This is a genomic window from Streptomyces sp. NBC_00252 (assembly GCF_036187565.1).
In the GTDB taxonomy this organism is placed as follows: domain Bacteria; phylum Actinomycetota; class Actinomycetes; order Streptomycetales; family Streptomycetaceae; genus Streptomyces.
The window spans coordinates 9,863,918-9,876,646 of record NZ_CP108087.1; the positions used below are offsets into that span (position 1 = coordinate 9,863,918).

Here is a 12,729-nt window from a genome sequence, read left to right on the forward strand (position 1 = left end):
GCGCACGGGTGTGACCAGGGACGCGCTCGATGGACGCGCAGCCCCTGGCCAAGGGTCAGGCGGAGGTAGCCGCGCCTCTGGGGAGCACGGTGCCCAACTGCCTGCGGGACTTGATCCCGAGCTTCGTGAACACCTTCCGCAGGTGCCATTCGATGGTGTGCGGGCTGAGGAAGAGCTGTGCGCCGATCTCGAGGTTCGTCAGCCCCTCCCCGGCCAGCCGCGCGATCTGGGCCTCCTGGGGGGTGAGCGCCTCGTCGGTGCCCGGTGTGCGGCCGCGCACCGTCTCGCCGGTGGCCTCCAGCTCCCGCCGGGCACGCTCGGCGAAGGCCTCCGCGCCGGCCCGGTCGAGGAACTCGTGGGCGCGCGTGAGCTGCTCCCGTGCCTCGGTGCCGCGGTCCTCGCGGCGCAGCCATTCGCCGTACAGCAGCCTGGTACGGGCGCACGCCGTCCGCACCTGGGTGCTCTCCAGCCGGGCGATCGCCTCCCGGTACAGGGCGTCGGCCGCCTCGCCCTCACTGACCAGCGCACGCGCGGCCGCGGCGGTGCCCGCCGCCCAGGCCGTGCCGCTGGCCCGGGCGATGGCGGACAGACGGTCGGCGGCGTCGACGGCGAGGTCGCGCCGTCCGCTGCGTGCCGCCGCCTCCACCAACTCGGGCAGGGAGGAGAGGGCCAGCCCCAGCTCCTGCGGATATGCGCAGCCCTTCTCGGCGGCGACGCGCGCCTCCTCGTACCGCCCGAGGCCGTTGTACAGCACCGAAAGCGCCCACTGGGGCGCCGTCAGGGACTTCCCCTCGCCGCTCAGGGTCCTGTCGCCGGTGATCGTCCCGATCGCCCGCAGAGTCTCCGTCTCGCGTCCCCGCCAGGGTTCGATCACCATCGCCCCGTAGTGCGCCAGGAAATGACTGCCGGTCGCTTCGCCGATCGTCACCGCTTCCATGGCCAGCGAGGCAGCGTCGTCCAGATCGCTGGCGAAGACCCGGTTCGCGAGCCGGAGCAGGAGTGCCGACGGCAGCACGGACAGCGTTCCGGTCTCGCGTGCCAGGCGGACGAGTTTGGCGGACAGTGAGCTCCAGCTGTCGAAGTCCCACACGTTGTGGGCCATGCGGCAGGCGAACGGGAGCCAGCCCAGCGACTGTTCCACCGTGAAGCCGCCGCAGCGCAGGGTGCTCAGCGCGTGGCGCAGCATCGGGGCGCCCGCCGCGTAGCCGTCCGTGGTGGCGGCGGCCAGTCCGTCGAGCAGGAGGTCGGTGGGGCCGGGGTGGGACGTCTGCGGTGCGGTGCGCGCGGACCTCGCGACCTCCTCGAGCCCGGGGCCGCTGGACATACGGCCCGCTGTGAGGGCCGCGTAGAAGGCGTCGCGGTAGGTCTCGCGGGCGACGCCCGGGTCGAGCGGTTCGAACTGCCGGGCCGCCGCGAGCAGGAGCGGCACGGTGGCGCCGGCACTGCGCGATCCGAAGGTGATCTGTCCGCGCAGCAGGGCGGCCTGGGCGTGCTGCAGATCGTCGAGGGTGTCCATCTCGGCGACGTTCAGCAGTTCGAGGGCGGCGTCGAACGCTCCGGCGAGGTACTTGGCGCGGGCCGCCGCCAGCGCTCTGGTCCGGCGGCGGGAGGCGTCGGGCGTCAGCTCGACCGCCCGCGTCAGGAAGGCCGCCGACGCGGCGATGCCGCCGCGCGCCTGGGCGCGGTCGGCCGAGCGGACCAGTTCGTCCGCCACCGCCTCGTCGGGCTCGGCCGTGGCGCGGGCCAGGTGCCAGGCGCGGCGGTCGGGGTCGGACCGTGCGTCCGTGGCCTCGGCCAGAGCCCGGTGCACCTCGCGGCGCTCGGCCAGTCCCGCCGCGCGGTAGACGGCGGAACGCACCAGCGGATGCCGGAACTGGACCCGTGTGCGCACTTCGAGCAGGCCCGCGGCCAGCGCCGGGGAGGCCTCGCTCATGGACAGGCCGAGGAGGTCGGCGGCGCGGTGGAGCAGGGAGACGTCGCCTACGGGCTCGGCCGCCGCGAGGAGCAGGAGCTGCCGTGTCTGCGGGGGCAGTTCCTGGACGCGCAGGGTGAAGTTGTGCTCGAGCCTGCCGGCGAGGGGCCGCATCGACGGCGTGGCGTACCCGCCGGCGAGCTCGGCCGCGCTGGAACTGTGGGGCAGTTCCAGCAGGGCCAGCGGGTTGCCGCGGGCCTCGGCGAGGATCCGGCTGCGGACGGGTTCGTCGAACCGGCCGGGAAGCACCGAGGCCAGAAGCGCGCGGGCGTCGGGCTCGCTCAGACCCCCGAGAGTGAGCTCGGGCAGCCCCTGCAGAGCGCGTTCCCCGTCGGCCTCGCGGACGCCGAAGATCAGCCCGACCCGCTCCGCCATCAGACGCCGGGCGACGAACCCGACAATCTGCGCCGAGACACGGTCGAGCCATTGCACGTCGTCGACCAGGCAGATGAGCGGCGTCTCCTGAGCGACGTCGGCGAGCAGGCTGAGGACCGCCAGTCCCACGAGGAACCGGTCCGGGGGAGTGCCCGCGCTGAGGCCGAAGGCGGTCTCCAGGGCCGTTCGCTGCGGATCGGGGAGGTGCCCGAGGTGATCGAGGAACGGCGCGCACAGCTGGTGCAGCCCCCCGAAGGCCAGCTCCATCTCGGCCTCGACTCCGGCCGCGCGCACCACTCTGCAGCCCTCCGCGCTGTCGGCCGTGTACTCCAGCAGCGCGGACTTGCCGATACCGGCCTCGCCCCGCAGCACCAGGACCGCGCTGTGGCCGTCGCGCACCTTGGCCAACTGCCGGTCCAGTACCGCGCGTTCGCTCTCCCGTCCCCACAGTGAGCCCGGCTTCTTGCCTTCCATGAACACCCCCGGCTGTGAGCGTATAGATGCGGTCTTCGGCCGCACATCTCCATCGCGCCGCTGGTCACACCATGGGTGGGTACCAGGGCCGTGCCGTCGAGTCGGGCCGCCGGAGGCCTTCGAGCGCGGCGGTCTCGACGATCTTCTTCACGCTGGTCGGGCAGCGGGCGGCGAGGCGATGACCGGGCGGACCTCTGACGGGACGCGGGGATCCCGATCCGTCGTGCCGGTGGGGCGGGGTGCCTCCGGACAGAGGTCCGGTGCGCGTCGGCCAGGTCACAGAATCCGTCATGACGTCGTTCGACCCCTTCAGTCGTGCACGCCGTAGCGGCTACGGGCCTGATCGACGGTCACCGGGGCCAGTTGCCCGGTCCGCACCAGGCGGTCCAGGGCCGTCACGGCGATCGACTCGGGGGACAGGCCGAAGGCGCGTCGCACGTCCTCGCGGGTGTCGGACAGGCCGAATCCGTCCGCGCCGAGCGAGTAGTAGTCCTGCTCGACCCACTGGCTGATCTGGTCGGGGACCTGACGCATCCAGTCGCTCACGGCCAGGACAGGGCCGGGCGCACCGGAGAGGGCCTCGGTCACGAAGGGGACGCGTTTCTCGCCGCGCATACGGGCGGTGTCGGTGTCCATCGCGTCGCGGCGCAGCTCCGTCCAGGACGTCACCGACCACACGTCGGCCCGCACGTTCCAGTCGGCGGCGAGCAGTTCCTGGGCGCGCAGCGCCCAGTGGACGGCGGTGCCGGAGGCAAGCAGCTGGAGCCCGGGCCCGGACACGGCCGGGGAGCCGGGCCGGAGCCGGTACATGCCGCGGACGATGCCCTCCTCGATGCCGGGCAGGGCCGGCATGGGCGGTTGGCGCTTCGGTTCGTTGTAGACCGTGAGGTAGTAGAAGACGTTCTCGGGCCGCTCCCCGAACATCCGGCGCAGGCCGTCGCGGACGATGACCGCGATCTCGAAGGCGAAGGCCGGGTCGTAGCTGACGGCCGCCGGGTTGGTGGCGGCCAGCAGGTGCGAGTGGCCGTCGCCGTGCTGGAGACCCTCGCCGGTCATGGTGGTGCGTCCCGCGGTGCCGCCCACGACGAACCCGCGGCCCATCTGGTCGGCGAGGGCCCAGAACTGGTCGCCGGTGCGCTGGAATCCGAACATGGCGTAGAAGATGTAGAAGGGGATCATCGGCTCGCCGTGGGTGGCGTACGAGGTCGCGGCGGCGGTGAACTCGGCCACGGAGCCGGCTTCGGTGATGCCCTCGATGAGGACCTGCCCGGTCTCGCTCTCCTTGTAGTGCAGCAGTTGGCCGGCGTCGACGGGGTCGTAGGTCTGGCCCAGGGGTGAGTAGATGCCGGCGGTGGGGAACATCGACTCCATGCCGAAGGTGCGGGCCTCGTCGGGGACGATCGGCACCCAGCGGGCGCCTGTCCTGCCGTCCCGCATGAGGTCCTTGACCAGGCGGACCAGCGCCATGGTGGTGGCGACCTCCTGGTTGCCGAAGCCCTTCAGCAGCACCTCGAACGGCTTGGCGGAGGGCTCCGGAAGCGGCTTGGCGATGACGCGCCGTGCCGGGACGGGGCCGCCCAGGGCGGCACGCCGCTCGCGCAGGTACCGGACCTCGGGCGAGTCGTCCCCCGGGTGCCAGAAGGGGACCTCGTCGCCGGCGAGCGCGCTGTCGGGGATGGGCAGTTCCAGCAGATCGCGCATCTCGCGGAACTGCGGCATGGTCAGCTTCTTCATCTGATGGTTGGCGTTACGGGACTCGAACGTCGGCCCGAGCGTGTACCCCTTGACCGTCTGGGCGAGGATCGCCGACGGCGCTCCCCGGTGTTCCACGGCGGCACGGTAGGCGGTGTACACCTTCAACGGTTCATGTCCGCCACGGGAGTTCGCGAAGAGCTCCACCACCTGGGCGTCGCTCAAGGTGGCGGACACCGCGGACAGGGCGTCCCCGACGAAGAAGCTCTCGCGGATGTAGGCGGCGTCCCGCGCGGCGAGGGTCTGCAGCTGGGCGTCGGGCACCTCACCCAGACGGTGCACCAGATCGCCGGTGCGGTCCTCGGCCAGCAGCGGATCCCAGGCCGCGCCCCAGAGGGACTTGACCACGTTCCAGCCGGCGCCGCGGAAGCGGGCCTCCAGCTCCTGCACGATCTTGGAGTTGGACCGCACGGGTCCGTCCAGGCGCTGGAGGTTGCAGTTGACCACGAAGGTGAGGTTGTCCAGGCCCTCGCGAGACGCCAGCGTGAGGGCGGCCGTCGACTCCGGTTCGTCCATCTCCCCGTCGCCCAGGAACGCCCACACACGGGAGGCGGAGGTGTCCTTGATGCCGCGGGCCCGCAGATAGCGGTTGAAACGCGCCTGGTAGATCGCGTTGAGGGGACCGAGGCCCATCGACACGGTCGGGAACTCCCACAGCCAAGGCAGACGCCGGGGATGCGGGTACGACGGGAGACCGTGACCGCTCGCCTCACGCCGGAAGCCGTCCAACTGCCCCTCGGTCAGGCGCCCTTCGAGGAACGCCCGGGCGTAGATGCCCGGCGAGGCGTGCCCCTGGAGGAACAACTGGTCGCCCGAACCGTCCTGTTCCTTGCCCCGGAAGAAGTGGTTGAAGCCGATCTCGTACAGCCAGGCGGCCGAGGCGTAGGTGGAGATGTGACCGCCCAGGCCGAGCCGGGAGGCACGGGTGACCATCGCCGCGGCGTTCCAGCGGTTCAGCGCGGTGATCCTGGTCTCCATCGCGACGTCGCCGTCGAACTCCGGCTGCGCGGTCGCCGGGACGGTGTTGACGTAGTCCGAGGTCAGCAGTCCCGGCGCGGACAGGCCGGAGCGCGCCGCGTACTCGTGCATCCGCCGGATCAGATACACCGCCCGCTCCGGTCCGGCGTTCCGTATGACGGCGTCCAGGGAGGCCTGCCATTCGCGGGTCTCCTCCCGGTCACGGTCGGGAAGCTGGTCGAGTTCACTGCTCGTCAGGGAAGCGGTGGGCCGGGACGGATCACTCATGACGGCCTTCCTGAAGGCATGGGGGTGGAGGTCGAGGGACGCGCTCACGCCGGCAGGGCACGGGGTGATGTCCTCGGGTCCTGCCCTACAGACCGGACGGAAGGTGTCCTTGTGACACGGTGGCCCGCGCCTGTGCCGGTGGGGAGACCCTGGAGGCGGATCTACTCCACGAAGTAGGAGTCGTGCCGGGTGAAGAACGCCTCACGCTCCTCCTCCGAGGCGTGCGCCAGCGATGACACCTGCTCGAAGTACTCCTCGCGCGGCGCTCCCGGTGTGAACAGCAGGAGCATGTCCGCGGGGGCGTCGGAGTCATTGCGGAAGGCATGCAGCCCGCCCTGGGGCACGTGCAGGAAGTCCCCTCTGCGGGCGTCCACCCAGCGCGCACCGTCGAAGATGCGCACCGTCCCGTCGAGGATGAAGAACGACTCGGAGATCCGCTTGTGGAAGTGCGTCTTCGGTCCGCCCGCCCGCGGCCGCATCTCCACGCGGTAGAGCCCGAATTCGCCGCGTGTGGTCGCGGTGGTGGCCAGGTAGTGGGTGGCGTCCTTTCCCGGCCCGTCCTCGCCGAGGTCGGGCGGGGTGGTGGCAGGCCGGAAGACGGCGTTGACCTCCCCGTCGTCTCCGAAGTACTTCTGTTCCGGATAGGGGTACGACATGGCTGTTCCTTCCCTCGGCGGTCAGGGCCCGACCGGGCCCCGCGCGGCGGCCGTCACCCGATCTGACCGGCGGGCGCCGGCTGTTGTGACGTCCGCGCGGCGCCGGGGCCACGGATGTCACCGAGAGAGGCAGTCGTGGCGCGGGTGTCCGCGGCGCAGGGCCCGTACGTCCCGCACCGCGGCGGCGAACGCCTCGGGGCGCTCCTGCGGCAGGTTGTGGCCGGCGTCCGCCACCTGGAGGTGCAGGCGCGGGCCGGTGAAGTGGTGGGCTGTGGACGACCCGTCCGTCGCCGGGAAGTTGCCGTCGGCGGTGCCGTCCAGGGTGACCGTGGGGACGGTCACCGGGGGCAGACCGGCGAGGCGTGTCTCGAGGTCGGCGTACGCTTCCGCGCCCGGTGCCAGACCGAGCCGGTGCCGGTAGGAGTGGATCACGACGTCGACGTAGTCCGGGTTGGTGAAGGCCTCCGCGGCCCGCTCCAGGTCGGCTTCGGTGAAGGCCCACACGGGGGAGTTGCGCCTCCAGATGACCCGGGCGACGCCTCGCGGATCGGCTGTCAGGCCGGCGTATCCGCGTTCGGTGAGGAAGTAGTAGAAGTACCAGAAGCCCGCCTCCTGTTCGGGAGCGATCGGGTGCATGGCGGCGCCGATGTCCTGGATCAGGTAACCGTTGACGGAGACCAGCCCGAGGACGCGCTCGGGCCACAGCGCCGCGGCGACCGTGGCCGCGCGCCCGCCCCAGTCGTAGCCGGCGAGGAAGGCCCGCTCGATGCCGAGGGCGTCGAGGAGCCCGATGACGTCGGCTCCCAGTGCCGCCTGCTGACCGGACCGGGGGAGGGAGTCGGACAGGAACTTGGTGGGGCCGTGTCCTCGCAGGTGCGGGACGACGACGTGGAACCCGCTCTCGGCCAGCAGGGGTGCCACGTCCACGTAGCTGTGGATGTCGTAGGGGAAACCGTGCAGAAGGACGACGGTGTCACCGTCGTCGGAACCCGTCTCGTAGTAGGCGACTTCGAGCACGTCGGTCGTGACGTGCCGGAGCGGAGTGAGCAGGGGGAGGGCGGACATGCGAATCCTCCGGCGAAGGACTGGGTGGGGGATGGGGCCGCGACTCCGGGCGGGCGCGACCAGTCGTACCGGGTGTCGGGTCCGGCCCGCTACCGGGTCCGGCCGCCGTCGGCCCTGGCAGTCGGCGACGGTGTGATCGGTGTCCATGTGCGGGTCACAATGTTGCCGTCAACAGTGTCATTGTCATAGCGAGTGCGGGCGTTCACGGAGTGCTCTCCTTGTCACGAGGGCTGTCACCCTGCACAGACCGGCTCTCGCCGCCCGCTGTGACAGTGGAAACAGGCCCTGCCCAGTGCCGCCGTGCCGTCGTCTCCGTGGACCCCTGCGGTCCCGGCCCGAACGGGCACGAATCATCCGACCGACCTAGGTGATGACCATGGAAACCGAAAGTGTTCTGCATCCCAGCTTCCTCGTTCCCGTCGGGCGCGTGGAGCCCGTGCCCCGCCGCATCAGGGGAGTGATCGACGGCCGTACCGTCTTCGACACGCGGCGGGCCCTGTACGTCTGGGAGTGGCAGGCCTATCCGCAGTTCAGCATCCCGGTGCGGGACCTGGTCGACGGCGTCCTCGCCGACGAGGGGTTCGCCGAGCAGCACGGAGCGGGCACCGCCCACCGGCACACACTGTCCGTGGGAGAGGACTCCCGGCCCGGTGCTGCCTGGGTGTGGGGGCAGGACGCCCCGGCCCCGCTCCGGGACACGGTGCGTTTCGAGTGGGCGGCGATCGACCACTGGTTCGAGGAGGACGAACCGGTCTTTGTGCACCCCAGGAGCCCGTACTCGCGCGTCGACGCCGTGCGTTCCTCCAGCAGTGTCCGCGTCGAGGTGGAGGGCGTCGTCCTGGCGCAGGCCCCGTCCTGCGTCAAGCTGTTCGAGACCGGTCTGCCGACCCGCTACTACCTCGACCGGGCGCATGTGGACTGGACCCGGCTGCGGAGCTCCGACACCGTGTCCCGCTGCCCGTACAAGGGCACGACGAGCGGCTACTGGTCGTTCGACGGCGAGGCCGCCGCCCACGAGGACATCGTCTGGGCGTACGACTTCCCGACCATCCACGCCAACCGCATCGCGGGCCTCGCGGCCTTCTACAACGAGCGGGTCGACCTCTACGTGGACGGAGAGCCGCTGCCGAAGCCCGGCACGCCCGCTCCCTAGTCACCGTTCCGTGGCCCGACCCTGGGCCGTTCGTCCCGGCCCGGGGCTCTCGGTGTCACAGGTGCGCCGACGGCGCGGTCCCATGGTGTGAAAAGTCCTCACCAACAGAGAGGGACCACACCATGAGCGACATTGTTCTCGAACCCGCCGCGCAGGATTTCGCCGACGCGACGGCCAAGCCGCCGCTGCTGTACGAGCTCGGGGTCGAGGGCGCGCGCAAGCTGCTCGACGACGTGCAGGCGCAGCCCGTCGAGAAGCCCGACGTGGACGACAAGTGGCTCACCGTTCCGGCGGAGGTGGGCGACGTGCGGGTGCGCATCGTCAAGCCCGTCGGCAGCGTCGGCCCGCTGCCCGTGATCCTCTACGTGCACGGCGGCGGCTGGATCCTCGGCAACGCCGGCACGCACGACCGGCTCGTGCGCGAGCTGGCGGTCGGGGTGAACGCCGCGCTGGTCTTCGTGGAGTACGACCGCTCTCCGGAGGCCAGATACCCCGTCGCCATCGAGCAGGCCTACGCCACCGCCCGGTGGATCGCCGCCGAGGGTTCCGGCGAGGGGCTCGACGCCTCCCGCCTGGCCGTCGCCGGGGACTCGGTCGGCGGCAACATGACCGCCGCCCTGACCCACATGGCGAAGCAGCGGGGTGACGTGACCTTCGTGCACCAGTCGCTGTACTACCCCGTCACCGACGCGGCCCAGGACACCGAGAGCTACCGGACCTTCGCCCACGGCCCTCATCTGACGGCCAAGGCCATGGAATGGTTCTGGGACGCCTACACCACCGACCCGGCCGAGCGAGCCCAGATCACCGCCTCGCCGCTGCGGGCCACGCTGGAGGACCTCCGGGGACTGCCGCCGGCGCTCGTCGTCGTGGACGAGAACGACGTGCTGCGCGACGAGGGCGAGGCCTACGCCCGCCGGCTCGTCCAGGCCGGTGTGCCGACGACCAGCATCCGCTACAACGCCTCACTGCACGACTTCATGATGCTGAACACGGTCCGCGGCACGCAGGCCTCGACCGCCGCGATCGAGCAGGCCGTCCACGTCCTGCGCAAGGCGTTGGGTACCGACTGACACCGCTCGCACGACCGCATCGTCCCCTGACAAGTCGAAAGGACACTCCCATGAGTCGACCCAAGCCCACCATCGTCCTCGTGCACGGCGCGTTCGCGGACGCCTCCAGCTGGAACGGCGTCGTCGGCAAGCTGCGCGCGCACGACTATCCGGTGATCGCCGCCGCCAACCCCCTGCGCGGACTCACCACCGACGCCGACTACGTGCGGCAACTCGTGACGTCCCTGGACGGCCCCGTCGTCCTGGTCGGCCACTCCTACGGCGGCTCCGTCATCAGCAACGCGGCCAAGGGGCTGCCCGAGGTCAAGGCGCTCGTCTTCGTGGCGGCGTTCCTGCCGGACGAGGGCGAGAGCGCCGTGGACCTGTCGGGCAAGTTCCCCGGCAGTACCCTCGGTGAGACGCTGCGGCCCGTGCCGGTGACGCTGCCCGACGGCAGCAAGGTCACGGACCTGTACATCGAACAGTCCAAGTTCCACGGGCAGTTCGCCGCCGACGTCTCCGAGGAGACCACTGCCGTCATGGCCGCCACACAGCGGCCCGTGGCCGATGCCGCACTGGCGGAGGGGGCGTCCGCGCCCGCGTGGCGGGACATTCCCTCATGGGTGCTCGTGGCGGACGGGGACCGGAACATCCCACCCCAGGTGCAGACCTACATGGCGGAGCGCGCCGGGGCCACCGTCATGGAGGTCTCCGCCTCCCACGCGGTCAGTGTCTCGCGGCCCGGTGACGTGGCCCGTCTGATCAACGAGGCGGCGCAGGCCACCGCCTGAGCCCGTCGGCCGACGCCGACGTGGGGTACCGCACCCCACGTCGGCGTCGGCATGTGGGGTCATGGCAGCGGTTCGGGCTCGGCGAGCAACGTGGGCACAGTGATGATCGTGACCTCCTTGGCCAGGAGCCGATGGACGGGACACCGTCCGGCGACCGCGAGAAGCTGATCCCGCTGGGCGGAGGTCAACTCCCCGACGAGGCCGATGTTCTTGACCACCTGCCCCTCGGCGTCGAACCTGACGGCCACGTCCACCCGCTCCAGCGGCCACGCGTGGCGCTGCGCGGAGGCCCGTACCGCCATGGACGCGCACGATCCGAGCGCGGCCAGGAGGAGTTCGACCGGGGTGGGGCCGGTGTCGGTGCCGGCGGGCTCCGGCTCGTCGGCCGTCAGACGGTGCGGACCGATCGCCACGGAGCGCGCGAGCCCCTTGTCCTCAGCCACGATGACGAGGCGCGAGTTCATGGTGTGCCTTTCTGCCGGGTGCGGTCGGAGACACCGCTCGTGCCTCCCGAACTCAGACCGCGCGCGGCGCCCGGCTGTGACCGCCGCGCGACCGCACGGACCCGGCCGGGCGGCGGACGGGCCCGTGCAGTGGGCTCCGCCCGTGGCGGATCAGCGGGACTGGTCGGTGGGGCGTACGAGGATCTCGTTGACCGCGACGTGATCGGGCTGTGTGACGGCGTAGACCACCGCTGCCGCGATGTCCTCGGGCTGAAGGGTCCGCATCGACTCGGCCATGGACGTGACCGCGGCACGCCCGGCGGGGTCCGTGATGTGGTCGGCCAACTCGGTGGAGACGAATCCCGGTTCCACGACGACGACGCGCACCCCCTGCTCGGTGACCTCCTGGCGCAGGGCCTCGGTGAAGGCGTTGATCCCGAACTTGGTGGCGGAGTAGACCGCGGCGCCGGCCGAGGAGAAGCGGCCCGAGGTCGAGGAGATCTGGACCACCGCACCGTGGGAGCGGAGCAGGTGGGGCAGCGCGGAGTGCACCGTGTACATGGAGCCCAGCAGGTTGGTCTCGACCATGCGGGTCCACTCCGTCGGGTCCGCGCCCAGGACCGGTCCGGTGAGCATGACGCCGGCGTTGTTCACGACGATGTCGAGGGTGCCGAACCGTTCGACGGTCGCGTCGACGGCCTTGCGCACCGACTCGGGATCGCTGACGTCCATGTCCAGGACCAGTATCTCGCCGGGGGCCTCCTGAGCCAGCGCTGTCAGCCGCTCCGTCCTGCGGCCACCGACGGCCACGGTGGCTCCCGCCTTGGAGAGCGCGAGCGCCGTCGCCCTGCCGATGCCGGACGAGGCGCCGGTGACCAGGGCGACCTTGGGGTCGAGAGTGCTACTCATGTCGTCTCCTGAGAGGTAGCGGTGCGAGTGCGCCGGGCAGGCCCTCGTGCGGATGCGCAGGACAGGGCGGCCCGGGAAAGTGACCGAAGGGTCATGTTGTGACAGGCTAACACTGAAGCTGACCCTCAAGTCATCTTCAGTGTTAATGTTGTGATCCATGGAGGCAGGTGACGGGACAGTGGCCGAGCGGATCAGGGCGGACAGCGTCCGCAATCGGCGACTGCTCCTGCGGGCGGCGACCGAGGCCTTCGCCGAGTGCGGGGTGGACGTGCCGATGAGCGAGATCGCCCAGCGGGCCGGTGTCGCCAAAGGCACCGTCTTCCGGCACTTCCCGACGAAGGACGACCTCCTCGTGGCCATCATGATGCAGCTGCTCGACCGGTTGCTCGGCACGGCGGACCGACTCATGCGCGCCGCCGACGCCGGTCACGCGCTGCGGGACTTCATGGCCCACGGGATCGGCCTGCTCGCCGCCGACCGCGCGTTCTGCGAGGTCATCGGCCGGCCCTCGCTCCAGCACGCCGAAGTGCGTGACGCGATCGACCGGCTCTGCGAGAGGGCCGAGGACCTCACGGCACGGGCGAGGGAGCAGGGCGCCGTCCGCGCCGACATCACCGGAACGGACGTCGTGCTGCTTCTCGGCGGCATCCATCAGACCGCCCAGCCGCTGCTGGACCGGGAACCGCGGGCGTGGCAACGCTTCCTGGAGATCGCGTTCGACGGACTGCGGGCCCGGAACTCCGCGGTGCTGCCCTACCCGCCCCCGGCCCGACTGCGGGTGGCCGACCCCGCGGGATCTCCGCACGCCGTGCACACGTGACACTAAGTGGCACATCCTTCAT

The 12,729-nt window shown here is 71.2% G+C and carries 10 protein-coding genes; 4 read left to right on the forward strand and 6 right to left on the reverse strand.

Annotated elements, in window-relative coordinates; translation table 11 throughout:
• Window positions 1-55 precede the first annotated feature (55 nt).
• The 4 genes from OHT77_RS43840 to OHT77_RS43855 form a co-directional block, all read right to left on the reverse strand.
• Window positions 56-2,821, reverse strand: a complete 2,766-nt coding sequence (locus OHT77_RS43840; RefSeq protein ID WP_328833962.1) for an ATP-binding protein — start codon at window positions 2,819-2,821, stop codon at window positions 56-58.
• A 309-nt stretch (window positions 2,822-3,130) separates the two neighbouring features.
• A complete protein-coding gene (aceE, locus tag OHT77_RS43845) occupies window positions 3,131-5,818 on the reverse strand; it encodes a pyruvate dehydrogenase (acetyl-transferring), homodimeric type (RefSeq protein WP_328833963.1) in 2,688 nt (895 codons plus the stop codon).
• A 161-nt stretch (window positions 5,819-5,979) separates the two neighbouring features.
• A complete protein-coding gene (locus tag OHT77_RS43850; RefSeq protein ID WP_328833965.1) occupies window positions 5,980-6,474 on the reverse strand; it encodes a cupin domain-containing protein in 495 nt (164 codons plus the stop codon).
• 117 nt (window positions 6,475-6,591) lie between these two features.
• Entirely contained in the window at window positions 6,592-7,539 is a 948-nt protein-coding gene (locus OHT77_RS43855) for an alpha/beta fold hydrolase (RefSeq protein WP_328833966.1), read from the reverse strand.
• 376 nt (window positions 7,540-7,915) lie between these two features.
• Between OHT77_RS43855 and OHT77_RS43860 the strand changes: the two genes are divergently transcribed.
• The 3 genes from OHT77_RS43860 to OHT77_RS43870 all read left to right on the forward strand — a co-directional run bounded on the left by OHT77_RS43860 (window position 7,916) and on the right by OHT77_RS43870 (window position 10,535).
• Window positions 7,916-8,692: a DUF427 domain-containing protein gene (locus OHT77_RS43860; RefSeq protein ID WP_328833967.1), complete on the forward strand. Its 777-nt coding sequence runs from the start codon at window positions 7,916-7,918 to the stop codon at window positions 8,690-8,692.
• Window positions 8,693-8,814: 122 nt separating this feature from the next.
• A complete protein-coding gene (locus OHT77_RS43865; protein WP_328833968.1) occupies window positions 8,815-9,765 on the forward strand; it encodes an alpha/beta hydrolase in 951 nt (316 codons plus the stop codon).
• Window positions 9,766-9,815: 50 nt separating this feature from the next.
• The gene (locus OHT77_RS43870) at window positions 9,816-10,535 is read left to right on the forward strand and encodes an alpha/beta fold hydrolase (protein WP_328833969.1); all 720 of its coding nucleotides are present in this window, start codon (window positions 9,816-9,818) and stop codon (window positions 10,533-10,535) included.
• Between the two features lie 59 nt (window positions 10,536-10,594).
• Here OHT77_RS43870 and OHT77_RS43875 read toward each other — a convergent pair whose 3' ends face one another.
• Window positions 10,595-10,999 (reverse strand): OsmC family protein, encoded by a 405-nt coding sequence (locus tag OHT77_RS43875; protein WP_328833970.1) that lies wholly within the window; start codon window positions 10,997-10,999, stop codon window positions 10,595-10,597.
• Between the two features lie 150 nt (window positions 11,000-11,149).
• Window positions 11,150-11,887, reverse strand: coding sequence for an SDR family NAD(P)-dependent oxidoreductase (locus OHT77_RS43880; protein ID WP_328833971.1), 738 nt, complete (start codon window positions 11,885-11,887; stop codon window positions 11,150-11,152).
• Between the two features lie 157 nt (window positions 11,888-12,044).
• On the opposite strand from OHT77_RS43880, the gene OHT77_RS43885 reads away from it, so the two are divergent.
• A complete protein-coding gene (locus OHT77_RS43885) occupies window positions 12,045-12,707 on the forward strand; it encodes a TetR/AcrR family transcriptional regulator (protein WP_328833972.1) in 663 nt (220 codons plus the stop codon).
• The last annotated feature ends 22 nt before the right edge of the window (window positions 12,708-12,729 follow it).